At 61.5% G+C, this 24,254-nt stretch carries 21 protein-coding genes and 1 pseudogene; 9 read left to right on the top strand and 13 right to left on the bottom strand.

The features are described 5' to 3' along the window. Window positions 1-15 precede the first annotated feature (15 nt). The 8 genes from JBE38_RS08845 to JBE38_RS08810 are packed head-to-tail and all read left to right on the top strand — an operon-like array spanning window position 16 to window position 6,467. Window positions 16-1,263, top strand: a complete 1,248-nt coding sequence (locus JBE38_RS08845) for an NAD(P)/FAD-dependent oxidoreductase (RefSeq protein WP_104995319.1) — start codon at window positions 16-18, stop codon at window positions 1,261-1,263. Beyond that, window positions 1,260-1,994: a class I SAM-dependent methyltransferase gene (locus JBE38_RS08840; protein ID WP_205344147.1), complete on the top strand. Its 735-nt coding sequence runs from the start codon at window positions 1,260-1,262 to the stop codon at window positions 1,992-1,994. The genes JBE38_RS08845 and JBE38_RS08840 overlap by 4 nt, the downstream gene beginning before the upstream one ends. Continuing rightward, the gene (locus JBE38_RS08835; protein WP_205344146.1) at window positions 1,991-2,473 is read left to right on the top strand and encodes a hypothetical protein; all 483 of its coding nucleotides are present in this window, start codon (window positions 1,991-1,993) and stop codon (window positions 2,471-2,473) included. The genes JBE38_RS08840 and JBE38_RS08835 overlap by 4 nt, the downstream gene beginning before the upstream one ends. Further along, complete coding sequence (locus tag JBE38_RS08830) at window positions 2,470-3,636, top strand: beta-ketoacyl-[acyl-carrier-protein] synthase family protein (protein WP_161547726.1); 1,167 nt, start codon at window positions 2,470-2,472, stop codon at window positions 3,634-3,636. The genes JBE38_RS08835 and JBE38_RS08830 overlap by 4 nt, the downstream gene beginning before the upstream one ends. Further along, window positions 3,633-4,094, top strand: coding sequence for an ApeP family dehydratase (locus JBE38_RS08825; RefSeq protein ID WP_205344145.1), 462 nt, complete (start codon window positions 3,633-3,635; stop codon window positions 4,092-4,094). Before JBE38_RS08830 ends, JBE38_RS08825 begins: the two co-directional genes overlap by 4 nt. Further along, a complete protein-coding gene (fabG, locus tag JBE38_RS08820) occupies window positions 4,091-4,819 on the top strand; it encodes a 3-oxoacyl-ACP reductase FabG (RefSeq protein ID WP_090367259.1) in 729 nt (242 codons plus the stop codon). The genes JBE38_RS08825 and fabG overlap by 4 nt, the downstream gene beginning before the upstream one ends. Continuing rightward, window positions 4,819-6,045, top strand: a complete 1,227-nt coding sequence (locus JBE38_RS08815) for a beta-ketoacyl-ACP synthase (RefSeq protein ID WP_205344144.1) — start codon at window positions 4,819-4,821, stop codon at window positions 6,043-6,045. The genes fabG and JBE38_RS08815 overlap by 1 nt, the downstream gene beginning before the upstream one ends. A gap of 26 nt (window positions 6,046-6,071) precedes the next feature. Beyond that, a complete protein-coding gene (locus JBE38_RS08810; protein WP_090367264.1) occupies window positions 6,072-6,467 on the top strand; it encodes a hypothetical protein in 396 nt (131 codons plus the stop codon). Between the two features lie 193 nt (window positions 6,468-6,660). Here JBE38_RS08810 and JBE38_RS08805 read toward each other — a convergent pair whose 3' ends face one another. After that, complete coding sequence (locus JBE38_RS08805) at window positions 6,661-7,047, bottom strand: type II toxin-antitoxin system PemK/MazF family toxin (protein ID WP_205344143.1); 387 nt, start codon at window positions 7,045-7,047, stop codon at window positions 6,661-6,663. 87 nt (window positions 7,048-7,134) lie between these two features. After that, complete coding sequence (locus tag JBE38_RS08800; protein ID WP_205344142.1) at window positions 7,135-8,028, bottom strand: LysR family transcriptional regulator; 894 nt, start codon at window positions 8,026-8,028, stop codon at window positions 7,135-7,137. A gap of 172 nt (window positions 8,029-8,200) precedes the next feature. On the opposite strand from JBE38_RS08800, the gene JBE38_RS08795 reads away from it, so the two are divergent. Then, window positions 8,201-9,427 (top strand): MFS transporter, encoded by a 1,227-nt coding sequence (locus JBE38_RS08795; protein WP_240202475.1) that lies wholly within the window; start codon window positions 8,201-8,203, stop codon window positions 9,425-9,427. Between the two features lie 115 nt (window positions 9,428-9,542). Here the strand turns inward: JBE38_RS08795 and hemE are convergent, their stop codons facing one another. The 11 genes and pseudogenes from hemE to pilM all read right to left on the bottom strand — a co-directional run bounded on the left by hemE (window position 9,543) and on the right by pilM (window position 24,194). Next, on the bottom strand, window positions 9,543-10,610 hold the full coding sequence (hemE, locus tag JBE38_RS08790; protein ID WP_060755197.1) for a uroporphyrinogen decarboxylase: 1,068 nt from the start codon (window positions 10,608-10,610) through the stop codon (window positions 9,543-9,545). A 214-nt stretch (window positions 10,611-10,824) separates the two neighbouring features. Further along, window positions 10,825-10,971, bottom strand: coding sequence for a hypothetical protein (locus JBE38_RS08785; protein ID WP_159438927.1), 147 nt, complete (start codon window positions 10,969-10,971; stop codon window positions 10,825-10,827). 81 nt (window positions 10,972-11,052) lie between these two features. After that, window positions 11,053-12,471, bottom strand: a complete 1,419-nt coding sequence (locus tag JBE38_RS08780) for an FAD-dependent oxidoreductase (RefSeq protein ID WP_060755199.1) — start codon at window positions 12,469-12,471, stop codon at window positions 11,053-11,055. 32 nt (window positions 12,472-12,503) lie between these two features. Next, entirely contained in the window at window positions 12,504-16,949 is a 4,446-nt protein-coding gene (gltB, locus tag JBE38_RS08775) for a glutamate synthase large subunit (protein WP_205344141.1), read from the bottom strand. 355 nt (window positions 16,950-17,304) lie between these two features. Next, the gene (locus tag JBE38_RS08770; RefSeq protein WP_090367268.1) at window positions 17,305-18,876 is read right to left on the bottom strand and encodes an SPOR domain-containing protein; all 1,572 of its coding nucleotides are present in this window, start codon (window positions 18,874-18,876) and stop codon (window positions 17,305-17,307) included. A 10-nt stretch (window positions 18,877-18,886) separates the two neighbouring features. Continuing rightward, window positions 18,887-19,987: a 3-dehydroquinate synthase gene (aroB, locus tag JBE38_RS08765; RefSeq protein WP_205344140.1), complete on the bottom strand. Its 1,101-nt coding sequence runs from the start codon at window positions 19,985-19,987 to the stop codon at window positions 18,887-18,889. 125 nt (window positions 19,988-20,112) lie between these two features. After that, a complete protein-coding gene (gene aroK, locus JBE38_RS08760) occupies window positions 20,113-20,631 on the bottom strand; it encodes a shikimate kinase AroK (RefSeq protein WP_003187914.1) in 519 nt (172 codons plus the stop codon). 4 nt (window positions 20,632-20,635) lie between these two features. Continuing rightward, window positions 20,636-21,892: pseudogene (locus tag JBE38_RS08755) on the bottom strand (type IV pilus secretin PilQ); the annotation flags it as partial. A gap of 138 nt (window positions 21,893-22,030) precedes the next feature. Further along, window positions 22,031-22,993: a pilus assembly protein PilP gene (locus tag JBE38_RS08750; protein ID WP_090367272.1), complete on the bottom strand. Its 963-nt coding sequence runs from the start codon at window positions 22,991-22,993 to the stop codon at window positions 22,031-22,033. Further along, window positions 22,990-23,541, bottom strand: coding sequence for a PilN domain-containing protein (locus JBE38_RS08745; RefSeq protein ID WP_090367273.1), 552 nt, complete (start codon window positions 23,539-23,541; stop codon window positions 22,990-22,992). The genes JBE38_RS08750 and JBE38_RS08745 overlap by 4 nt, the downstream gene beginning before the upstream one ends. Continuing rightward, window positions 23,538-24,194 carry a type IV pilus assembly protein PilM gene (pilM, locus tag JBE38_RS08740; RefSeq protein ID WP_090372261.1) on the bottom strand — a complete coding sequence of 219 codons (657 nt, stop codon included), beginning with the start codon at window positions 24,192-24,194 and terminating at the stop codon, window positions 23,538-23,540. Before pilM ends, JBE38_RS08745 begins: the two co-directional genes overlap by 4 nt. Window positions 24,195-24,254 lie beyond the last annotated feature (60 nt).

Below are 24,254 nucleotides of genomic sequence, written 5' to 3'. Positions count from 1 at the left end.
TGGCAAGGAGCCCTCGTGCCAATAGTTGAAATGGAACGTCGCCAGGTGGTCGTGATCGGCGCCGGACCATCCGGGGCTATCGCCGCCGCGCTGTTAAAGCGCAACGGGCATGACGTATTGATCATCGAGCGCCAGCATTTCCCACGGTTCTCGATTGGCGAAAGCCTGCTGTCCCACTGCATCGATTTTATCGAAGAAGCCGGCATGCTCGACGCCGTGCAAGCAGCGGGTTTCCAGGTGAAAACCGGTGCGGCGTTCGCCTGGGGCGAGCGCTACAGCGCGTTTGATTTCGGCGACACCTTCAGCAACGGCAAGCCGACCACCTTCCAGGTGCAGCGCGGCGAGTTCGACAAGTTGCTGGCCGATCAGGCCGCACTGCAAGGCGTGGACATTCGCTACGGCGAAACCGTCGCGGGTGTGGACTTGAGTGGCGAGTGCCGCTACCTGCATATCCGCCGGGAGAACGGCAGCGAGTACCACGTCAAGGCCAGATTCGTGCTGGATGCCAGTGGTTATGGCCGCGTGTTGCCGCGCCTGCTGGAACTGGAAGCCCCTTCGAACTTTCCCTTGCGCCAGGCGGTATTCACTCACGTCGAGGACCGCATCACGCACCCAGGTTTCGACCGCAGCAAAATCCTCGTGACCACCCACCCGACGAAGCGCGATATCTGGTTCTGGACCATCCCCTTCAGCAACGGGCGTTGTTCAGTCGGCGTAGTGGCGGCCAAACAACACTTTGACGGCCGTGACAGCGACCTCGACGCGTGCCTGCGGGGCTTCATCGATGAAACCCCGAGCCTGCGCGGCGTACTGCAAAACGCCGTCTGGGACACGCCGGCACGGACCATCGGCGGTTACGCGGCCAACGTCACAACCCTGCACGGGCCGGGCTTTGCGCTGTTGGGCAATGCGGCGGAGTTCCTCGACCCGGTATTCTCCTCCGGCGTAACCATTGCCATGCGTTCGGCGAGCATGGCGGCGGGTGTGCTGCATCGCCAATTGAAGGGCGAAACCGTCGACTGGCAAACCGAGTTTGCCGAGCCGCTCAAGCGCGGTGTCGATACCTTCCGTTGCTACGTCGAAGGCTGGTATGCCGGAACGTTCCAGGACGTGATCTTTCATCCGGGCAGCTCACCGGAGATCCGTCGGATGATCAGCTCGATTCTCGCCGGTTATGCCTGGGATGAACGTAACCCGTTTGTCAGCGAACCCAAGCGGCGCCTGCGGATGTTGTCGGAAATTTGTGCGAGTGAAACGGTATGACCACCCAGTACCTGAGTAAGAACTACGTCGAAGAAACCCGGTTCGGTTTCTGGTTCCTGCGCAGCCACACCTGGCAACACCATGTGTTGCGCGTGGCGATCAATGACCTGCGCAGCTTGTTCAGCGAACCGTTGCCGGTGGCGCCGGTGTTGCTGGACGCCGGTTGCGGCCAGGGCAAGTCGTTTCGCTATTTGCAGCAGGTCTTTGCGCCCGAGCGCCTGATCGGCCTGGATGCCGACCCTCACAGCCTGGCGCTGAGCCAGGCCGAAGCCGCCCGCCAAGGCCTGGCGGTGGAACTGATCGGCAGCGACTGCGCGACCCTGCAGGTGCCGGACGAAAGCGTCGACATCCTGTTCTGCCACCAGACCTTTCATCATCTGGTCGAACAGCATCGCGCACTCAAAGAGTTCTACCGAGTGCTCAAGCCCGGTGGTTACTTGCTGTTTGCCGAGTCGACCGAAGCCTACATCGATACCTGGGTGATCCGCTGGCTGTTCCGTCACCCGATGCACGTGCAGAAGAGCGCCGAAGAGTACCTGCAGATGCTCCGCGAACAGGGCTTTGAATTTGGCCCGCAGAACGTCTCATACCCCTATCTGTGGTGGAGCCGTGCCAGCGATTTCGGCCTGCTCGAACGCTGGGGCCTGCGCAATCCGCCGCCGGTGGGCCAACGTGAGGAAACGCTGGTCAACTGCGTAGCGCGTAAACCTCTGGCGAGTGCCACCCCATGATCCGCCTGTTGCTGATCGGCTGCCTGTTGCTGCTGAGTGCCTGCGCCAGCCAGCCGCCGCTGCCGGCGAAAACCCCGGCGTTGAGCTTGCCGATGCAACTGCATGTACAGCGCCGCACGGGCGGCCAGACCCAGGACTGGTTGCTGGTCATCCAGCGTGAAGGCAGCGCGATTCGCTGGTCGATGATGGACCCGCTGGGCATTCCCCAGGCCCGCCAAAAACTGGTCGATGGCCAGTGGCAGGCCGATGGTTTGCTGCCGCCCAACCCTCAGGCGCGGGAGCTGTTCGCTGCGCTGCTGTTTGCCCTGACGTCGGCCGATGACGTGCCTGCGCTGTACCCGAGCGCCCAGGCGAGGGACCTGACGCGTACGCTGCCGGGGCACTGGCAAATCGTGTATCAGTCTTCCGAGGTGTTCAGTGTGAACATGAATGGGCAGCCGTTGAGCTATCGCATCACACCGCTTGGGGTAGGCCGATGACGGCCTATCTGAATGCGCTCGGCGTGATCTGCGCGCTGGGGCGCGGCCAAGCCGAAGTCAGCCGCAGCCTGTTTGCCGGCGACTGCTCGGGCATGCGCGCCGAGAGCGGCTGGGTGCCGGATCGCGTGCTGCCGGTAGGCGGCGTGCGGGGTGAGCTGGCAGACATTCCCGCAGCGCTGGGCGCACAAAATAGCCGTAACAACCAACTGTTGCTGGAAGCGGCGCTGCAGATTGAAGACGAGATTCGTCAGGCGATCCACACCCACGGTGCAGCACGCGTGGGTGTCGTGTTGGGCACCAGCACGTCGGGCATCGATGAGGCCAGCCGCGGTATCGCCCATTACCTGCGCAATCAGCAATTCCCCGGCGACTATGACTACCAGCAGCAGGAGCTCAGCGCGCCGGCGAATTTCCTCGCCGACTGGCTGCACTTGAGCGGCCCGGCCTATGTGATTTCCACAGCCTGCACGTCCAGTGCCCGTGCGCTGGTCAGTGCCCAGCGACTGCTGGACCTGGGCGTATGCGATGCGGTGATCTGCGGCGGCGTCGACAGTCTGTGCAAGTTGACGCTTAACGGCTTCACCGCGCTGGAAGCGGTGTCGAGCGAACGTTGCAATCCATTTTCGGTAAACCGTAACGGCATCAACATCGGCGAAGCGGCGGTGCTGTTCCTGATGAGTCGCCAGCCTGCGCCCATCGCGTTGATCGGCAGCGGCGCCAGCTGTGATGCCCACCACATTTCCGCCCCCGAACCCTCCGGCAAAGGTGCGTTGCACGCCATGCGCAAGGCCCTGGCCAGTGCGAAACTGGCGCCGGAACAGATCGGCTACCTGAACCTGCACGGCACCGCCACTCTGCACAATGACGCCATGGAGAGCCTGGCCGTGGCCAGCCTGTTCCCCCAGGGTGTGGCCTGCTCGTCGACCAAACCCATGAGCGGCCATACCCTCGGCGCAGCCGGTGCATTGGAAGCGGCCTTCTGCTGGCTGAGCCTGGCTCACGGTGCAGTGCCGCCGCATGTGTGGGATGGCCAGGCCGACCCGGCATTGCCGGCCTTGCAATGGGCCGCAGCAGGCGACACTTTGAAAAAACGCTGCCTGATGAGCAACTCGTTTGCCTTCGGCGGCAATAACATCAGCCTGATAATCGCAGAGGCCCCATGATCGATTGGCCACTCGCCGAACTGCTGCCCCATGCGGGCGACATGATCCTGATCGACCAGGTGCTGTCGTTCGATGAAGAGCAGGTCCACACCCGTGTCACCGTCAAGCCCGGCGGTTTGTTCAGCCGCCCGGACGGCAGCCTGCCGGCCTGGGTCGGCATCGAGCTGATGGCGCAGAGTGTCGCCGCCTATGCCGGTTGCCGGGCACGCCGGAAAGGCGAAGCCGTGGAACTGGGCTTCCTGTTGGGCACGCGTAAGTTCGAGTGCAACGTGGAGCACTTCCCCGCAGGCGCAGAGCTGCGCATCCACGGCCTGCGTTCCCTGGAAGACGATAACGGCATGGGGGTGTTCGAATGCCACCTGACCGGCGACGGTATCCAGGCCAGCGCCCGCTTGAACGTATTTCGACCGCCCCAGGCGGCCAACTATTTAGATGAATCTAAGGACGAAACGCCATGACTGAATCCGTACTGGTCACCGGCTCCAGCCGTGGCATCGGCCGCGCCATTGCCTTGCGCCTGGCCCAGGCCGGGCATGACATCGTGCTGCATTGCCGCAGCGGCCGGGCCGAAGCCGATGCGGTGCAGGTCGAAATCCAGGCCCTGGGGCGCCAGGCGCGGGTGCTGCAGTTCGATGTGGCGGACCGCGCGCGCTGCAAGCAAATCCTGGAGGCGGACGTGGAGCAGCATGGCGCCTATTACGGCGTGGTACTCAACGCCGGCCTGACCCGTGACGGCGCGTTCCCGGCCTTGTCCGAAGACGATTGGGACGTGGTGATGCGCACCAACCTCGACGGTTTCTACAACGTATTGCATCCGGTGATGATGCCGATGATCCGCCGTCGTGCGGCCGGGCGTATCGTGTGCATCACCTCGGTATCGGGGCTGATCGGCAACCGTGGCCAGGTCAACTACAGCGCCTCGAAAGCCGGCCTGATCGGCGCAGCCAAGGCACTGGCCATCGAGCTGGGCAAACGCAAGATCACCGTCAACTGTGTGGCTCCCGGCCTGATCGACACCGCGATGCTCGATGAAAACGTGCCGGTTGAAGAGCTGATGAAGATGATCCCGGCGCAGCGCATGGGCACCCCGGAAGAAGTCGCCGGTGCGGTGAATTTCCTGATGTCGGCCGAAGCCGGCTACATCACTCGCCAGGTGCTGGCGGTGAACGGAGGCCTGTGCTGATGAAGCGTGTCGTCGTCACCGGCATGGCCGGCATGACCTCCCTGGGCAGCGATTGGGCCACCATCTCGGCCAACTTCCGCGCCAACCGCAGCGGCATCCGGCGTATGGATGAGTGGGACCGCTTCAGCGAATTGAATACGCGCCTGGCCGGGCCGATTGACGATTTCGTCGTGCCCGCCCACTGGACGCGTAAACAACTGCGCAGCATGGGTCGCGTCTCGCGCCTGGCGGTGTGGGCCGCCGAGCAGGCGTTGAAAGACGCCGGTCTGCTGGGCTACGAGTCGATCAAGGACGGGCGCATGGGCGTGGCCTGCGGCTCGTCCACCGGCAGCACCGATGAGATCAAGGCGTTTGGCAATATGCTGCTCAATTCGGTGGCCGAAGGGCTGAATGCCAACTCCTATGTGCGCATGATGCCCCACACCACTGCGGCGAATATCAGTATCTTCTTTGGTCTCACCGGGCGGTTGATCCCCACGTCCAGCGCCTGCACCAGCGGCAGCCAGGGCATTGGGTATGCCTATGAAGCGATCAAGTTCGGCCGCCTGCCGATGATGCTTGCCGGCGGCGCCGAAGAACTGTGCCCCACCGAAGCCATGGTATTCGACGCACTCTATGCCACCAGCCTGAAAAACGATGCCCCGCAGACCAGCCCAAGGCCTTACGACAGTGGCCGCGACGGCCTGGTGATCGGTGAGGGCAGCGGCATGCTGGTGCTGGAAGAATTGGAGCACGCCCTGGCGCGGGGGGCACACATCCACGCAGAGATCGTCGGCTTCGGCAGCAATGCCGACGGCCAGCACACCACCCGCCCCGAACAGAAAACCATGCGCCGCGCCATGGAGCTGGCCCTGGAAGATGCCGGTCTCACCCCGGATGCCATCGGCTACGTCAACGGCCACGGCACTGCCACCGACCAAGGCGACATTGCCGAAACCCTGGCCACCAGCAGCCTGTTCGGCAGCCGCATGCCCATCAGCTCACAGAAAAGCTTCCTGGGCCACACCCTGGGCGCCTGCGGTGCGTTGGAGTCGTGGTTCAGCATCGAGATGATGAATCGCGACCAGTACGTACATACCTTCAACCTGGACGTCGTCGACCCGCAATGCGGCGAGCTGGATTACCTGCAAGGCGGTCTGCGTGAGATGCACCACGACTACGTGATGAACAACAACTTTGCCTTTGGCGGCGTTAACACATCGCTGATTTTCCGCCGCTGGTCCTGACTTTTTAATCGATTGGAGAAAACGGAATGTCCTCCCTGCTACGCGCCACCCTGATCACCCTGGCCCTGCTGAGCACTGCCGGTTGCACCAGTAAACCGGTACTCAACACCCAGCACGATTTGGTAGCCGGCCCCCAGGTCAGTGAAGAGCAAGTCAAACAGGTCATCGTCAACGCCCTGCAAAAGCGCGAATGGACAGTGCAGCGCCTGAGCCCGCAGTTGGTGCAGGCCGAGATCACCGTGCGCAACCAGTTCTACGCACAAATCGATATCCGCTACACCCGCAACAGCTACGCCATCACCTACCGCGACAGCCGCGACCTGGGCTACAAGGACGGCAAGATCCATCGCAACTACAACCGTTGGGTGAGCATGCTGGATCGCGACATTCTGGCGGGGTTGCGGGGTGCGGGGCTGCAATAAACCCAATAACGACAAAGGGCGCCTTACGGCGCCCTTTTCACAAACAGGTTGGCTTGTCATCGCCGCTTCCTGCCTGGCTCTGCGATGGCTGGTTGCCCAGGATCCACAGAGTCTCACAAGCCCCTTTCGGGAACTTGATCAGTATGCCTGAAAACCGCCTTACGGCAACTCGTGGCAGAGTGCCGTTCATCCCTCAGAGCAACCCCAGCGCACTGCGTACCGCCGCTTTTATCGCTAGAAACTGATCAGACGTGAGTTCGGCGATTTTGTAAGTCCGTTTGCCATGGCGGTCCTTACCTTTGATGCGATCGAGCCTGCCCAAGCTGACGGTCGCCACAATGTCACATTTTGCCCAACAGATAGGACTTGCGCCTTGAAGATGACTATCAAGCTGCAGGTGGTGATCCAGAATCGTCTGAGGTGCAGTGGTGCTCAATGGCACCACTGTCACCAACAACTTATTGGTTCGGTGCTTGCGTATCACAATGACCGGGCGGATTTTTATGATTTCCGGGACCTCATAGCCTCGAAAATCACAAATCAACACGCTGCCCTCCTTGGGCTGATAGAGAAGTGCCATCCATACCACTCGCTAGAGAAAAAGCGATTCTGCGTAACTTCCCCGCGAATAACTAAGCCCCTTGCGTTACCTGATATGTGAAAGCGCCTACGCGGTCCCCTTACGCGTCAACAACTCCACAAACGCTTTCGCCATCGGGCTCTGCGCGCCTTTGCGCTGCACCAGCCATACTGCCGTCACCGCCTCTTGATCCAGCAAGGTGCGATACACCACGCCATCAATGCGGATGCGCTGGTAAGAGGCCGGCAGCACCGACACGCCGAGCCCCGCCGCTACCAGGCCGATGATGGTCATCGCCTCCCCCGCCTCCTGGGCGAAGTGCGGGCTGAAACCGGCGTCACGCGCCAGATTGAGCAGTTGAGCGTAGAGACCGCTGCCGTAGGTCCGCGGGAAAAACACAAACGGCTCCTGCGCCAACTGTGCCAGGTGCAAGCCGCGCTCACTGCCGTCCACCAGGGGATGCCCGGCATTCAGCACGGCCACCAGCGGCTCGCGCATCAATTCAATGACCCCCAGCGAGTCGGGCAACGGCAGCGGGCGCATCAACCCCACCTGGATCGACTCATCCACCAGCGACTCGGCCACTTCGGTGCTGCTCATTTCCTGCAAATTCAGGTGCACCGCCGGGAACGCCTGGCGAAACGCAAAGATCGCCTGGGGAATGCTGGAGTTGAACGGCGCCGATGAGGTAAAGCCGATCTTCAGTTCTCCCAGCTCACCTGATTGCGCGCGCCGCGCTACATCGGCGGCTTTGTCGACCTGAGCCAGTACCAGCCGCGCCTCTTGCAGGAACAACCGTCCGGCCTCGCTCAACTCAACCCGACGATTAGTGCGCTCGAACAAACGCGCCCCCACTTCCTGTTCCAGCGCCTGGATCTGCTGGCTCAGCGGCGGCTGCGAGATGCCCAGTACCTGTGCGGCGCGGCCAAAATGCAGTTCTTCGGCGACGGCAATGAAGTAGCGCAAATGACGTAATTCCATGCAAGCCTCATTAGGTCGTAAAAGCTCTCAAACAGGTCGAACAATATATTGGAAAGAATCATTAGCCAGCTATATTCTTTTTTGCATTGCCAGTCCTGGCAGGCTTTCGCTTCCCGAGGTCCCTGTGAAATCTGCTGTCGCGCCATTCGCTCAAGAACGCCCACCCACCGCCCTGGATGAGGTGGTCGCCCAGCTCAACGACGAGTACATCGAAAAAGGCACGCCGATGTTCATGCGCACCGTGCTGGCGCTGTTCTCCGGTGGTTTCGCGACCTTTGCCCTGCTGTATTGCGTGCAGCCGATGATGCCGGCGTTGTCCCATGAGTTTTCCATCAATGCGGCGCAAAGCAGCCTGATTCTGTCGGTGTCCACGGCGATGCTGGCATTCGGCTTGCTGATCACCGGGCCGATCTCCGATAGGCTGGGGCGCAAGCCCGTGATGGTTTCAGCGCTGTTCTGCGCCGCACTGGCAACCATCGCCAGCGGCTTGATGCCGACGTGGGAAGGCATCCTCCTGATGCGTGCGCTGGTGGGGTTGTCATTGAGCGGCCTGGCGGCGGTGGCGATGACCTACCTGAGCGAAGAGATCCATCCGCAGCACATTGGCCTAGCCATGGGCCTGTACATCGGCGGCAACGCGATTGGCGGCATGAGCGGCCGCCTGATCATCGGCGTCCTGATTGACTTCGTCAGTTGGCATACCGCGATGCTGATCATTGGCGCCCTGGCGCTGATGGCGGCCACGGTGTTCTGGAAAATCCTTCCCGAGTCGCGCAACTTCCGCGCCACCAGCCTCAAGCCCCGCAGCCTGCTGGATGGTTTTGTCATGCACTTCAAGGACGCGGGCTTGCCGTGGTTGTTTCTCGAAGCCTTCCTGCTGATGGGCGCATTCGTGACGATGTTCAACTACATAGGCTATCGCTTGCTCGACGACCCGTATGACTTGAGCCAGGCCGTGGTCGGCCTGCTGTCGCTGGTGTACCTCTCGGGCATCTACAGCTCGGCCAAAATCGGCTCCCTGGCCGACCGCCTCGGCCGCCGCCGCGTGTTATGGGGCACTATCGTATTGATGCTCGCCGGCATGCTCCTGACGCTCTTCACCCCGCTGTGGCTGGTGGTGCCCGGCATGCTGGTCTTCACCTTCGGCTTCTTCGGCGCCCACTCGGTGGCCAGCAGCTGGATCGGTCGCCGTGCGGTAAAAGCCAAGGGGCAGGCGTCTTCGCTGTACTTGTTCTGCTATTACGTGGGATCGAGTGTTGCGGGGACTGCGGGAGGGTTCTTCTGGCACTTTGCGGGCTGGAATGGGATTGGCGGGTTTATTGTGGCGCTGCTGATCGGTGCGTTGCTGGTGGCGTTGAAGCTGGCGAAATTGCCGCCGCTGGGGAATGTGAAGGTCTGACACGATAAGGTGGAAAGTGGGAGGGGGCTTGCTCCCGATAGCGGTGTGTCAGTTTCAGTATTTGTAACTGAACCACCGCTATCGGGAGCAAGCCCCCTCCCACATTTTTTGCATGTTACTCGTGGTACTGCGCCGACAACTCGTGCACCGCACGCAGGAACGCGCCGGCATGCTCCGGGTTCACTTCCGGCGTGATGCCGTGGCCGAGGTTGAACACGTGGCCGGTGCCCTTGCCATAGCTGGCCAGGATGCGCCCGACTTCGGTGCGGATCGCTTCCGGCTTGGCGTAGAGCACGGTCGGGTCCATGTTGCCTTGCAGCGCAACGCGGTTGCCCACGCGCTGCCGGGCTTCGCCCAGGTCGCAGGTCCAGTCCAGGCCCAACGCATCGGCGCCTGCATCGGCGATGCTTTCCAGCCACAGGCCGCCGTTCTTGGTGAACAGGATGACCGGCACCTTGCGACCCTCATGCTCACGGATCAGGCCGCTGACGATCTTGCGCATGTAGGCCAGGGAGAACTCCTGGTACGCCGCCGCAGACAGGTTGCCGCCCCAGGTGTCGAAGATCTGCACCGCTTGCGCACCGGCCATGATCTGGCCGTTGAGGTAGGAGGTGACCGACTGCGCCAGCTTGTCCAGCAGCAGGTGCATGGCCTGCGGGTTGTCGTAGAGCATGGCCTTGGTCTTGCGGAAGTCTTTCGACGAGCCACCTTCGACCATGTAGGTAGCCAGGGTCCACGGGCTGCCGGAGAAGCCGATCAGCGGCACGCGGCCATTGAGCTCGCGGCGGATGGTGCTGACGGCGTCCATCACATAACCGAGGTCTTTGTGCGGATCAGGAATCGGCAGGGCTTCGATGTCGGCCAGGGTGCTGACGACTTTCTTGAAACGCGGACCTTCACCGGTCTCGAAGTACAGGCCTTGGCCCATGGCGTCGGGGATGGTGAGGATATCGGAGAAGAGGATGGCCGCGTCCAGTTCCGGGTAGCGGTCCAGAGGCTGCATCGTGACTTCGCAGGCGAACGCGGGGTTCATGCACAGACTCATGAAGTCGCCGGCATTGGCGCGACTGGCGCGGTATTCCGGCAGGTAGCGACCGGCTTGACGCATCATCCAGACAGGCGTGACGTCTACGGGTTGCTTGAGCAGGGCACGAAGGAAACGGTCGTTCTTGAGGGCAGTCATGTCGGCATCCGCAAAAAAAGTGCGGGCATTTTCTCAGAGCGCAACGCAAAAGGCACGGAATGCGCCGTGCCTTTTATCTATCGGGTCAATTTGTCGCGGATATGATCGTTCCCACGCTCCGCGTGGGAATGCATCCTGTGACGCTCCGCGTCACGCTTCAAGCAGACGCGGAGCGTCCTGGGCGGCATTCCCACGCAGAGCGTGGGAACGATCATTAGACCTGCAGGTAGTCCAGGATCCCTTCGGCGGCATTGCGGCCTTCGAAGATCGCGGTGACCACCAGGTCAGACCCACGCACCATGTCGCCGCCGGCAAAGATTTTCGGGTTTCGATCGTTCCCACGCTCCGCGTGGGAATGCATCCTGTGACGCTCCGCGTCACGCTTCAGAGCAGACGCGGAGCGTCCCTGACGGCATTCCCACGCAGAGCGTGGGAACGATCATTAGACCTGCAGGTAGTCCAGGATCCCTTCGGCGGCGTTGCGGCCTTCGAAGATCGCGGTGACCACCAGGTCGGAGCCCCGCACCATGTCGCCGCCAGCAAAGATTTTCGGGTTGCTGGTCTGGTGCTTGTACTGGCCCTGCTCCGGGGCTACGACGCGGCCCTGGCTGTCGGTCTGGATCTGGAACTGCTCGAACCACGGCGCCGGGCTTGGACGGAAACCAAAAGCGATGACCACGGCGTCGGCCGGGATGATCTCTTCGGAACCCGGGATCGGCTCGGGACTGCGACGGCCACGGGCGTCAGGCTCGCCAAGACGCGTCTCGACCACCTTCACGCCTTCGACGCGATCTTCACCGACAATCGCAATCGGCTGGCGGTTGTAGAGGAACTTCACGCCTTCTTCCTTGGCGTTCTTCACCTCTTTGCGCGAGCCCGGCATGTTGGCTTCGTCACGGCGATAGGCACAGGTCACCGACTTGGCGCCCTGGCGGATCGACGTACGGTTGCAGTCCATCGCAGTGTCGCCACCGCCCAGCACTACGACCTTCTTGCCTTTCATGTCGACGAAATCTTCCGGTGACTTTTCAAAGCCCAGGTTGCGGTTGACGTTGGCGATCAGGAAGTCCAGAGCGTCGTAAACGCCTGGCAGGTCCTCACCGGCAAAGCCGCCCTTCATGTAGGTGTAGGTGCCCATGCCCATGAACACGGCATCGTACTCTTCGAGCAGTTGCTCCATGGTCACGTCTTTGCCGACTTCGGTATTGAGACGGAACTCAATGCCCATGCCGGTGAACACTTCGCGACGGTTGCTCAGTACGGTTTTTTCCAGCTTGAACTCGGGAATGCCGAAGGTCAGCAGGCCGCCAATTTCCGGGTTCTTGTCGAACACCACCGGGGTCACGCCGCCACGCACCAGCACGTCGGCGCAACCCAGGCCAGCAGGACCGGCACCGATGATGGCGACGCGCTTGCCGGTCGGTTTGACCTTGGACATATCCGGACGCCAGCCCATGGCGAACGCGGTATCGGTGATGTACTTCTCCACCGAACCGATGGTCACTGCGCCGAAGCCATCGTTAAGGGTGCACGCGCCCTCGCACAGACGGTCTTGCGGGCACACCCGGCCACACACTTCCGGCAGGGTGTTGGTCTGGTGCGACAACTCGGCGGCGGCGAGGATGTTGCCCTCGGCCACCAACTTGAGCCAGTTGGGAATGAAGTTGTGCACCGGGCACTTCCATTCGCAATACGGGTTACCGCAACCCAGGCAGCGGTGGGCCTGGTCGGCCGAGTGCTGGGGTTTGAAGGGCTCGTAGATTTCCACGAACTCTTTCTTGCGTTGACGCAACAGTTTCTTCTTCGGATCTTTGCGCCCGACATCGATGAACTGGAAGTCGTTATTCAGACGTTCAGCCATGTTAAAACCTCATCAAACTCTTCAGGCGCATATCACTGCGGGTTGGCACGGATGCTGGAAAGCAACGATTTCAGGTTGGCAGCCTTGGGCTTGACCAGCCAGAAACGTCGCAGGTAATCATCGAGGTTCTCGGCGAGGTTACGACCCCATTCGCTGCCGGTTTCCTCAACGTACTCGTCCAGCACGTGTTGCAAGTGGTTCCGGTAGGACTCCATGGCTTCGCCGCTGATCCGCTGGATCTCGACCAACTCGTGGTTGACCTTGTCGACGAAGGTGTTGTCCTGGTCGAGCACGTAGGCGAAGCCGCCGGTCATGCCCGAACCGAAGTTGTAACCGGTCTTGCCCAATACCGCGACGAAGCCCCCGGTCATGTACTCGCAGCAGTGATCGCCAGTGCCTTCCACCACAGTGTGGGCACCCGAGTTACGCACGGCAAAACGCTCGCCGGCAGTACCGGCGGCAAACAGCTTGCCACCCGTGGCACCGTACAAGCAGGTGTTGCCGACAATGGCACTGTCCTGGGTCTTGTAGACGCTGCCTTTGGGCGGAACGATCACCAGCTTGCCGCCGGTCATGCCCTTGCCCACGTAGTCGTTGGCGTCGCCTTCCAGGTACATATGCAGGCCGCCGGCGTTCCACACGCCAAAGCTCTGGCCTGCCGTGCCCTTGAAGCGGAAGGTGATCGGCGCTTTCGCCATACCCTGGTTGCCGTGCTTGCGCGCGATTTCGCCGGAGATGCGTGCGCCGATGGAACGGTCGCAGTTGCAGATATCCAGCGCGAACTCACCACCGCTGGCGTCATTGATCGACGAAGCGGCCAGTTCGACCATCTTCTCGGCCAGCAGGCCCTTGTCGAACGGCGGGTTGCGGTCCACACCGCAGAACTGCGGCTTGTCGGCCGGGATGTGATCGCTGCCCAACAGCGGCGTCAGGTCCAGGTGATGCTGCTTGGCGGTCTGGCCTTCGAGGATTTCCAGCAGGTCGGTACGCCCGATCAGCTCCTCCAGCGAACGCACGCTCAGCTTGGCCAGCCACTCACGGGTCTCTTCGGCCACATAGGTGAAGAAATTCACCACCATGTCGACGGTGCCGATGTAGTGATCCTTGCGCAGCTTCTCGTTCTGCGTCGCCACGCCGGTGGCGCAGTTGTTCAGGTGGCAGATGCGCAGGTATTTGCAGCCAAGGGCAATCATCGGCGCGGTACCGAAGCCGAAGCTTTCGGCGCCGAGGATCGCGGCCTTGATCACGTCAAGGCCGGTCTTCAGGCCACCGTCGGTCTGTACCCGCACCTTGCCGCGCAGGTCGTTGCCGCGCAGGGTCTGGTGGGTTTCAGCCAGGCCGAGTTCCCATGGAGCGCCCGCATACTTGATGGAAGTCAACGGCGAAGCACCGGTACCGCCGTCGTAGCCGGAGATGGTGATCAGGTCGGCATAGGCCTTGGCCACACCGGCAGCGATGGTGCCCACGCCGGCTTCTGCCACCAGTTTCACCGAGACCAGGGCCTGCGGGTTGACTTGTTTCAGGTCGAAAATCAGCTGCGACAAGTCTTCGATTGAATAAATGTCATGGTGCGGCGGAGGCGAAATCAGCGTGACGCCCGGCACCGCATAACGCAGCTTGGCAATCAGACCGTTGACCTTGCCGCCCGGCAGCTGGCCGCCCTCACCGGGCTTGGCGCCCTGGGCTACCTTGATCTGCAGCACTTCGGCGTTGACCAGGTATTCCGGGGTTACGCCGAAACGGCCGGTCGCCACCTGCTTGATTTTCGAGCTCTTGATCGTGCCGTAGCGCGCCGGGTCTTCACCGCCTTCGCCGGAGTTGGAACGCGCACCCAGGCGGTTCATGGCTTCGGCCAGGGCTTCGTGAGCCTCAGGCGACAAGGCGCCCAGGGAAATACCGGCGGAGTCGAAGCGCTTGAGGATCGATTCCAGTGGCTCGACTTCGTTGATGTCCATCGCCGTGTCCAGGGTTTTCACCTTGAACAGGTCGCGGATCATCGACACCGGGCGGTTGTCCACCAGCGCGGTGTATTCCTTGAACTTGGCGTAGTCGCCCTGCTGCACGGCGGCTTGCAGGGTGTTGACCACATCCGGGTTGTAGGCGTGGTATTCGCCACCGTGCACGAACTTGAGCAGGCCGCCTTGCTGGATCGGCTTGCGCGCACTCCAGGCTTCGGTGGCCAGGGCTTTCTGTTCAGCCTCGATGTCGACGAAGCGCGCGCCCTTGATACGACTTGGCACGCCACGGAAGCTCAGTTCGCAGACTTCTTCGGACAAACCGATGGCTTCGAACAATTGAGCGCCGCGGTACGAGGTGACGGTGGAGATGCCCATCTTCGACAGGATCTTCAGCAGGCCCTTGGTGATGCCCTTACGGTAATTCTTGAACACCTCATAGAGGTCGCCCAGTACTTCACCGGTGCGGATCAGGTCGCCCAGCACTTCGTAGGCCAGGAACGGATACACCGCCGAGGCGCCGAAACCGATCAGCACCGCGAAGTGATGCGGGTCGCGGGCGGTGGCGGTTTCCACGAGGATGTTGGAGTCGCAGCGCAGGCCTTTTTCGGTCAGGCGGTGGTGTACCGCACCGGTAGCCAGCGAAGCGTGGATCGGCAGTTTGCCCGGCGCAATGTGGCGGTCGGTCAGTACGATCTGGGTGCGACCGGCGCGCACAGCCTCTTCGGCCTGGTCGGCAACGTTGCGCACGGCGGCTTCAAGGCCGAGGCTCTCGTCGTAGTTCAGGTCGATGATCTGGCGGTCGAAACCCGGACGGTCCAGGGTCATCAACGAGCGCCACTTGGCCGGGGACACCACTGGCGAACTGAGGATGACGCGGGAGGCGTGCTCCGGCGATTCCTGGAAGATATTGCGCTCGGCCCCGAGGCACACTTCCAGGGACATCACGATGGCTTCGCGCAGCGGGTCGATCGGTGGGTTGGTCACCTGGGCGAACTGCTGGCGGAAATAGTCGTACGGCGTGCGCACACGCTGCGACAGCACGGCCATCGGCGTGTCGTCGCCCATGGAGCCAACGGCCTCGTAGCCTTGCTCACCGAGCGGGCGCAGCACCTGGTCACGCTCTTCGAACGTGACCTGGTACATCTTCATGTACTGCTTGAGCTGGTCGATGTCGTAGAAAGCCGAACCGTGGTCGTTGTCTTCCATGGTCGCCTGGATGCGCAGGGCGTTCTTGCGCAGCCATTGCTTGTACGGGTGACGAGACTTCAAGCGGTTATCGATGGCATCGGTGTCGAGGATCTGCCCGGTTTCGGTGTCAACGGCCAGGATCTGGCCAGGGCCTACTCGACCCTTGGCGATAACGTCTTCCGGCTTGTAGTCCCACACGCCGATTTCCGACGCCAGGGTGATGAAACCGTTGGTGGTGGTGACCCAGCGCGCCGGGCGCAGACCGTTACGGTCGAGCAGGCACACCGCGTAGCGACCGTCGGTCATGACCACGCCGGCCGGGCCGTCCCACGGTTCCATGTGCATCGAGTTGTACTCGTAGAACGCACGCAGGTCCGGGTCCATGGTCTCGACGTTCTGCCACGCAGGCGGAATGATCATGCGCACGCCACGGAACAGGTCGATGCCGCCGGTGACCATCAGTTCGAGCATGTTGTCCATGCTCGAGGAGTCGGAGCCCACGCGGTTGACCAGCGGGCCGAGCTCTTCCAGGTCCATCAGATCGTTGGCGAACTTGGTGCGACGGGCCACGGCCCAGTTGCGGTTGCCGGTGATGGTGTTGATCTCGCCGTTGTGGGCGAGGAAGCGGAATGGCTGGGCCAGCGGCCATTTCGGCAGGGTGTTGGTAGAGAAGCGCTGGTGGAACACGCAGATTGCGGTTTGCAGGCGCTCATCACTCAGGTCAGGATAGAAGGCGGTCAAGTCCGCCGGCATCATCAGGCCTTTATAAATAATGGTCTTGTGGGAAAAGCTGCAGATGTAGTGATCGGTGTCGGCGGCGTTGGCCACCGACGAGCGACGACGCGAGGTAAACAGCTTGATCGCCATGTCCTGGTCGCTCAGGCCATCGCCTGCGATGAACACTTGTTCGATCTGTGGCAGGCGCTCCAGGGCCAGTCGGCCGAGTACGCTGGTGTCGATCGGCACCTTGCGCCAGCCGACGAGTTGCAGGCCGGCAGCCAGGATCTCGCGGTTCATGTTCTCGCGAGCGGCTTCGGCTTTGACCGGGTCCTGGTTGAAGAACACCATGCCCACGGCGTATTGCTTGGGCAGGTCGACTGCAAATTGCTCTTTGGCGACGGCGCGCAGGAACTGGTCGGGCTTTTGAATCAGCAGGCCGCAACCGTCACCGGTTTTACCGTCGGCGTTGATCCCACCGCGGTGGGTCATGCAGGTCAGGGCCTCGATGGCCGTTTGCAGAAGGGTATGACTGGGCTCGCCCTGCATATGGGCTATCAGGCCGAAACCGCAGTTATCCTTGAATTCATCGGGTTGGTACAGACCTGCTTTCATAGACACTTTCTCACCAGGCTGCCTCTTATATCGAGGCAAATTTCTTTTCAATTCAACCGGTTACCTTCCACGTCGAACGTACGCCGACTTAGCGGGGGCAAAAGGGAGGTCATTGTACACACCGACACAGACGCTCACAAATTTAGCGACGAAATGTCGCAAATCTATGTCGCATTTATGAAAGGTTTAAAGCGATATGCTGTGCTAGTCAAAACTTTTTTAATTCTGACCGCTACGACTCAAAAGCTACTGTGACGCAGACACCACAAAGCGCGCGGTCCCGGGAGGAACTGCACGCACTTGCGGTTATTTTTTGAGGTGCCGGGAGGGCGGCCTGGGTAAGGCCACCGGATCTTCAGCGAGTTGCCGCCAGTTCCTGTTGGACGCTGGCAACAGTGCGAGGCCAAGGTTTACCAGCCTGAACCTTCGCTGGCAAGGCTTTGATAGCAGAATCAGCTGCGGCGCGGCTTGGGAAGCTGCCGTAGGTGATCACATAGAGAGGCTTGCCGTTGAGCACTTTCTTGAAATAACGGTACTCGCCGCCCTGCTCCTTCACGAACGCCTGGGCGTTGGCTTCGGAACTGGTGCCCAGGATCTGTACCACGAAGTGGCCAGCAGGCTGGCTGGTGTACCAACTGCTGCCGGCTGCGGCCGGGGCTGCCTTGGCAACGGTGGCGGCAGGCTTCTCGACCGGCTTGGCCACTGGCGCAGGCTTGGCAGCCGGAGCGGGTGCTACAGGCTTGGCCACGGGGGCTGGTTTGGCCGTGGCCACGGTCGGAGCCGGGGTCGGTGTCGGCTTGGCAACCGCAGCCGGCTGGCCCGCTGGCACGCCCGCCGGCGGTGCAGTAGTGGTCACGGTCGGAGGTGTGGCGCTGGAACCTTCCACCGGCACGCCGTCGTCGCCTTCGGAGATACCACCGGCCTCTTCGGCAAGTGGCCCGCGCATCACTGGCTGGCCAACCATCGGCAGATTGGTCGGTTGGCCAGAGTTGGCGAACTCGACGTTTGGCGTGGGCTTGCCCAGTGGCAGTTGCGCCTGCTCAGTTGGCGCGCCGGCAGTGGCGGGGGCCTTGCTACGGCCTGGAATCAACCAGGCGGCGGCTACGGCGACCACCACAACGGCGGAAATAGCCAATACGTGCTTCTTAGGCATAGTGAACCCCATCTTTGGACGCTTAACCGCAGAGCGGCTGGCAATCATGGCTTCGATCATGGCATCCCGGGCGACCTGGTTGATGGTGCCTGGCCAGCCGTCGGAGCTTTCGTGAATATCAGAGATCTGTTGAGCGGAGAAAAGTTCGATACCGGCCCCGGCGCCTTCGAGACGTTGAGCCAGGTATTCGCGGGTTTCCTCTTCCTCGTAGGGCTGCAATTCGATGACGTGGAACAGTTCCTGATCGCCACTGATCTGCTCCAGATCGGCGATCAACGACGACTCACCAAACAGGAACACATGGGGACGACCTTCGGGTGTCCCCGCGGCCAGCGCCAGCAGCGCTTCCAGGGCGGACTCGTCGAGCTGCTCGGCGTCATCCACCAACAGGTAGACTTCCTGACCGGTCAGGCCCAGTTGCACCACCTGCTTGAGGATCGCGTTCGGCTCGGCGGTGGGCACGTCCAGCGCCTGGGCCACCTGGCGCAGCACGCCCGCCGCATCACCGGCGCCACGGGCCGACACCACCACGCTCTGCACCGTCTGCTTGTTGGTGCTGGCTACCAGCGCCTGGCGCAGCAAGGTCTTGCCGCTGCCCAACGGGCCCGTCACTACCAGCAACAGCTGGCTGTAGCGTGCCAGGTGATGCAACTGACCAAGCACCGGCTTGCGCTGCGCCGGGAAGAATTTGAAACCAGGCACCCGTGGAGCAAAAGGGTCATGGCTTAGATGGTAATGGCCGAGGAACGCCTCGTCGGCATGCAAACTAGTCATCGGGATCTTATTAACCTTTCAGCTGGGCCAGGGCGCGGTAATCCGCTCCCAGCGTGGCCTGTAAAATCTCTTTCGGATAATCGTCGGTCACTACCGCTTCGCCCATATGGCGCAGCAACACCAGTCGCAGTCGACCGTCGATCACTTTCTTGTCTATAGCCATATGTTCGAGGAAGTCCGCCTCGGTCATCTCCTCAGGCGGGATGACCGGCAAACCCGCACGCTGGAACAGGCGGATGCCACGATCACGCTCCTGGGCACTGATCCAGCCCAGGCGTTGCGACATTTCCAACGCCATCACTGTGCCAGCCGCTACGGCTTCCCCATGCAACCACACACCATAGCCCATGTGTGTCTCGATCGCATGGCCGAAGGTGTGACCCAGGTTCAACGTGGCACGCACACCGGACTCGCGCTCATCGGCATTGACTACCAGCGCCTTGGCGGCGCAGGAGCGGGATATCACTTCGGTCAATGCCACCTGGTCAAGATTGCGCAAGGCATCGACGTGTTCTTCCAGCCAGGTGAGGAACGGTTCGTCGCAGATCAGCCCGTATTTGATGACCTCCGCCAGGCCGGCCGACAGCTCTCGCGGCGGCAAGGTGTTCAGCGTCGCCGTGTCGATCAGCACGGCATTCGGCTGGTAGAACGCGCCGACCATGTTCTTGCCCAGCGGATGATTGATGCCGGTCTTGCCACCCACCGACGAATCGACCTGGGACAGCAAGGTGGTCGGCACCTGGATAAAATCCACGCCACGCTGGTAGCAGGCAGCTGCAAAGCCGGCCATGTCGCCGATGACGCCGCCACCCAGGGCGATAACAGTGGTGCGCCGATCATGGCGTGCAGTGAGCAGGCCATCGAAGATCAACTGCAGGGTTTCCCAGTTCTTGTGGGCTTCGCCGTCAGGCAAAATCACGGAGATCACCGAGTACGCCGCCAGGCTGCGGCTCAGACGCTCAAGATACAACGGCGCGACCGTTTCATTGGAGATGATCGCCACTTGCCGCCCGGCAATATGCGGTGCAAGCAACTCCGGCTGGTCCAACAGACCTTCGCCAATATGGATCGGGTAGCTGCGCTCGCCTAGATCGACCTTAAGTGTCTGCATGTGTCCCCGCGTTGAAGATGTATTGACGTCCGCTGATGTCAAGATCCGACGTCGACTGATGGCTCTACGCCACACCTTGGAAGGGAATGACGCGCCGCCGAGAATAGCGCATTTCGGGCCTGGCTTTAACGGGGTGGCAGCCGTTGCAAGCGCTCAAGAATGTCGAGCACCACCATCCGGGGCGGCCGTTCATCGGTTTCCACCACCAGATCGGCGATTTCCCGATACAGCGGATCGCGCAACGCCAGCAAATCCCGCAGGGTCTTTGCCGGGTCGGCTGTGCGCAGCAACGGGCGATTGCGGTCGCGAGCGGTGCGGCCTACTTGCTGCTCCACCGAGGCATGCAGGTAGACCACCCGGCCACCGGCATGCAGCGCACGGCGGTTTTCATCGCGCATCACGGCGCCACCACCGGTGGCCAATACTACGCCGTCGCAGCCGCACAGTTCGGCAATCATCGCCTGCTCGCGGTCGCGAAAGCCCAGCTCGCCTTCCTTATCGAAGATCCATGGGATATTGGCACCCGTGCGCAATTCAATTTCCTTGTCGGAATCTTTGAATGGCAGGCGCAGCTCTTTGGCCAGCAAACGGCCGATGGTGCTTTTTCCAGCCCCCATCGGTCCTACAAGAATCAAATTTCGCACAGAATCAACGACTCACAGCAATCGCCTGGTTATTCATAATACGCGGAGTCAGGAATACCAGCAGCTCGGATTTTTTCTCCGCCAGCACATCGCGCCGGAAAAGGCGGCCAAGATACGGCACATCGCCCAAAAATGGCACTTTATCTACCACTTTGCTTTGGGTATTGGAGAAAACCCCGCCAATCACGATGGTCTCGCCATCCTTGACCAACACCTTGGCATTGACCTCGTTTTTCTTGATAGGCGGCACATCGTTGAGTTTGTTCAGATAGTCCGGCTCATCCTTGGTGACCTTGACCTCCATGATGACCCGGTCATCCGGAGTGATTTGCGGGGTCACTTCCAGGGACAACGAAGCCTCCTTGAACGACACCGAGGTGGCGCCGCTGGAGCTGGATTCCTGATAGGGAATCTCGGTGCCTTTGAGGATGCGCGCAGTTTCCTTGTCGGCGGTCACCACTTTGGGCTGAGAGACGATTTCACCGTTGCCGGTTTTCTCCATGGCCGTCAGCTCAAGATCCAGCAACAGGTTGTCGGTGATGTAAGCGATACCCAAGCCTGACGTCCCCGTCAGCGAGCCCAGGTCGACAAAGGGCGACGTGGGTGGCTCTTGCGGCGGCTCGGTACCTTCAGGCAGCGGTTTGCGAATACCGCCGGCGCCCCAGTTCCCCCGGCTGAGCCCACCGCCCCAACGCGCGCCCAGGCTTTTGTCATAATCGACATTGGCCTCGACGATCCGCGCCTCGATCATGACCTGCCGCACCGGAACATCGAGTTGCGCCACAATGCGCCGCAACTCCTCCAGCCGCTCCCCGGTCTGGTAGGCAATGATGTTGTTGGTGCGGTCATCCACCGCAACCGAACCACGCTCATCGGTAGTGCCTTCGAGCCCGTTGACGGATTGGAACAGCTTGGCCAGGTCTGCCGCCTTGGCGTAGTTGACCTGCAACAACTCTCGACGCAACGGTGCCAGTTCAGCCATCTGCCTGCGCGACTCCAGCGTCAGCAGCTCGCGAGCAGCCAACTCATCGGCAGGAGCGACCAGCAATACGCCGGCCTTCAGCCGTTTATCCAAGCCTTTGCTGTGCAATACCAGGTCGAGTGCCTGATCCCAGGGCACGTCCTTGAGCCGCAAGGTGATCGAGCCTTGCACTTCGTCGCTGGCCACAAGATTGAGGCCGGCAATGTCGGCAATTTGTTGCAGCACTGCGCGCAGTTCGATGTTCTGGAAATTGAGGTTCAGTTTTTCGCCGGAATACGCATCCGAAGCGATCTCCCCGGGAGGGGGCAGCTGGATCAAGTCCAGGCGATTGGGCACAGCAGCAGCCATCGGTGTCGTGAACGCTATCCATAGCGCCACACCGAAGGACAAGAAAGTCCTTTTCATTGATTGATTCCGTTATGAGTTGACGTTCAGCTTCAAGGTTTTTGGACGCTCCAGCCATGCGCCGTGTCCATCGGGAAATAGCTCGACAAGTTCGATGTGCCCCTCATGAATAGCCCTGACCCGGCCATGGTTCTGCCCCAGGTAGTCGCCCACCGCCAGTCGATAGACCTCTGACGCGGCCCGTAGCAAGGCAAAGACCTGTCCGCCACGGGACAGCGTGCCGACCATTTCGAACTGATCGGTGGCCAACCCTTCCAGCTTCCCCCTGCTACGAGCGGGATCCGGCGCGAGCGCCGGCTGACCGGAGATCCAATCGTTCTGCGAGGCGGGAGGCAGGAACGGATCGCGCCGGGCTGATGAGTCGTAGGCAAGGCGCGCCTCAGAATCGAGCGACAGCTTGCCGAGCGATTCGCCGCGATAGGCTCTGGCCAGCAGCTCGAGATGCAGCAAGGCGCCATCCGGGCGAAGCGCTACATCATGCACAGTCACGATCCTCGACAGCCCACCCAAGGCCGCCACGAACATCGCCAGGTCGTGGTAAGCCCCACTGGCGCCGATCTGCACGGGTTGTTCAATGAGAAACGCGCGCGGTTGCTCATCCAGGACCGTGATGCCCTCCACCACCAAGCCATTGCTCGCCGCCAGGCGAGTGATGTCTTCAAGCAAGCCAGGCACCTCGGGCTGGCCGGGAATCGCCCCCAGTACCGCCGCTGCCTTGTGCTCCATCGCGCTGAATTGTTGGGCACGTACCTCCAGGCCCGCAGCCAGGTCCGCCCGTTGCGCCAGCTGTTGTTGCAGCGCCGTTTCCCGCGTTTCAAGTACGCGCAATCGCTCCCGCGAGGGGCTCAGGAGCCAGGCGTCTCCCACCACCAGCAGCAGGCCAGCCAATGCGCAGGCGAGCAGGGCTTTGCCAGGCCAGGGCCATGTTGCAACGTTGTGAGTGAGTGCGTAAAAGTCGAGCCTGGGCAGGCTCATGGTTGCGCCTCGGTGGTTTCCCCCTGACGCACCATCAATTGGAACTCATTGTCGCCGCTCCCGGCATCCGCACGTACCCGCTGGAGCCGCGTGGCATGAGTACCCTGGGAGGCTTCCAGGCGACGCATCAACTGGGCGATGTCTTCACTGGTTTCTGCGCTGCCGCTGACGCTGATGGTATCGCCGTTCGCCAGCACTTCATGCAGCCGGACGCCATCCGGCACTGCACGGGCCAACTGGTCAAACAGCTGGGCACTGGAAGATCGAGCGTCATGCAGATCCTGCACAACCTTCATGCGTTCCGCCAATTGCTGGCTTCGCTCCTGCAACTCGTCGATGGTCTTGATACGCGCGTCCTGAGCGGCGATTTCCCTGCCCAAATGTTGATTGCGCGTCACTTGCCGGTCTATCGCCCGGTCGATCACCTGATCGGCCAACCACACCGCAGCGAATGCCACACAGGCGAACGCCAGCAGCAGCATCAGCAAATACTTGCGCCGCCGCTGTGCCAGCGCCTGGCGCCAAGGCAAAAGATTGATTCGTGTCATTCAGCGAAACTCCTCAGGGCCAATCCGCAAGCCACTCCCAGCGCCTGGGCATCCACGGCCCATTGTGCACCATCGACTCGATGACCCGGCATGAAGCTGGCGAAATCCTGACGGCTCGCACGCTCCAATGCAAATCCCTCGATATCCACCACCCGCGGCACAAGCCCGGCAAGGGCCAGGACCTCCTCGCGCGCCTTGACCTGTTCCTTGAGACAGGCCGCCAACAACACCTCGACCCTGTGCGGGTCTTGCGCCGAAGGGCCACGCACCTGAAAGTCGATAGCCACGTCGTCCAATGGGTAAGGAATGTATTGGTCGGCCTCCATCTGGATCATCCAGACCATCTCCTCATCACTGAGCCCCGCGTCCATTTCGATCACCCGCGTGATCACCGAAGGTCCAACCACGGCGACCGCAGCCTGGCGCACCGATGTCCGCAACCGCACCAGAGCCTGGCGCAGCGCCTGCCCTATACCCTCAAGGTCAAGCAATGTGCCGTCGACCACCGCATGCGCCGGCAGTGCCTGCGTGGCGTAGCCCTCGACGGTATAGCCGGCGCTTGAACGGCCCAGCTCGACCAGCTTGATGCCGCTGTCATGAATATCGACGCCGAGGACGGTGTCGACTTTTCGCCTGAAAAATCCCTTTTTCATAAAACTCCCCAAAACTTTGCCGGTCATACCGGCAGTCATACCCTCTGGTTACCGCCGGCG

It is taken from the genome of Pseudomonas sp. ICBG1301 (genome assembly GCF_016918385.1).
GTDB lineage: Bacteria > Pseudomonadota > Gammaproteobacteria > Pseudomonadales > Pseudomonadaceae > Aquipseudomonas > Aquipseudomonas palleroniana.
Note: the sequence above shows the minus strand (reverse complement) of the source record. Positions and strands in the feature narration are given on the sequence as shown.

What these genes read in the sequence shown, in the direction of transcription:
- JBE38_RS08840 (WP_205344147.1), top strand. Translation starts at nt 1,260, where the DNA reads ATGACCACCCAGTACCTGAGTAAGAACTACGTCGAAGAAACCCGGTTC.
- JBE38_RS08815 (WP_205344144.1), top strand. Translation starts at nt 4,819, where the DNA reads ATGAAGCGTGTCGTCGTCACCGGCATGGCCGGCATGACCTCCCTGGGC.
- JBE38_RS08770 (WP_090367268.1), bottom strand. Translation starts at nt 18,876, where the DNA reads ATGACTAGTTTGCATGCCGACGAGGCGTTCCTCGGCCATTACCATCTA.
- JBE38_RS08825 (WP_205344145.1), top strand. Translation starts at nt 3,633, where the DNA reads ATGATCGATTGGCCACTCGCCGAACTGCTGCCCCATGCGGGCGACATG.
- JBE38_RS08830 (WP_161547726.1), top strand. Translation starts at nt 2,470, where the DNA reads ATGACGGCCTATCTGAATGCGCTCGGCGTGATCTGCGCGCTGGGGCGC.
- JBE38_RS08835 (WP_205344146.1), top strand. Translation starts at nt 1,991, where the DNA reads ATGATCCGCCTGTTGCTGATCGGCTGCCTGTTGCTGCTGAGTGCCTGC.
- JBE38_RS08750 (WP_090367272.1), bottom strand. Translation starts at nt 22,993, where the DNA reads ATGAGCCTGCCCAGGCTCGACTTTTACGCACTCACTCACAACGTTGCA.
- JBE38_RS08785 (WP_159438927.1), bottom strand. Translation starts at nt 10,971, where the DNA reads ATGCATTCCCACGCGGAGCGTGGGAACGATCGAAACCCGAAAATCTTT.
- JBE38_RS08800 (WP_205344142.1), bottom strand. Translation starts at nt 8,028, where the DNA reads ATGGAATTACGTCATTTGCGCTACTTCATTGCCGTCGCCGAAGAACTG.
- hemE (WP_060755197.1), bottom strand. Translation starts at nt 10,610, where the DNA reads ATGACTGCCCTCAAGAACGACCGTTTCCTTCGTGCCCTGCTCAAGCAA.
- aroB (WP_205344140.1), bottom strand. Translation starts at nt 19,987, where the DNA reads ATGCAGACACTTAAGGTCGATCTAGGCGAGCGCAGCTACCCGATCCAT.
- gltB (WP_205344141.1), bottom strand. Translation starts at nt 16,949, where the DNA reads ATGAAAGCAGGTCTGTACCAACCCGATGAATTCAAGGATAACTGCGGT.
- fabG (WP_090367259.1), top strand. Translation starts at nt 4,091, where the DNA reads ATGACTGAATCCGTACTGGTCACCGGCTCCAGCCGTGGCATCGGCCGC.
- JBE38_RS08745 (WP_090367273.1), bottom strand. Translation starts at nt 23,541, where the DNA reads ATGACACGAATCAATCTTTTGCCTTGGCGCCAGGCGCTGGCACAGCGG.
- JBE38_RS08780 (WP_060755199.1), bottom strand. Translation starts at nt 12,471, where the DNA reads ATGGCTGAACGTCTGAATAACGACTTCCAGTTCATCGATGTCGGGCGC.
- pilM (WP_090372261.1), bottom strand. Translation starts at nt 24,194, where the DNA reads ATGAAAAAGGGATTTTTCAGGCGAAAAGTCGACACCGTCCTCGGCGTC.
- JBE38_RS08810 (WP_090367264.1), top strand. Translation starts at nt 6,072, where the DNA reads ATGTCCTCCCTGCTACGCGCCACCCTGATCACCCTGGCCCTGCTGAGC.
- JBE38_RS08805 (WP_205344143.1), bottom strand. Translation starts at nt 7,047, where the DNA reads ATGGCACTTCTCTATCAGCCCAAGGAGGGCAGCGTGTTGATTTGTGAT.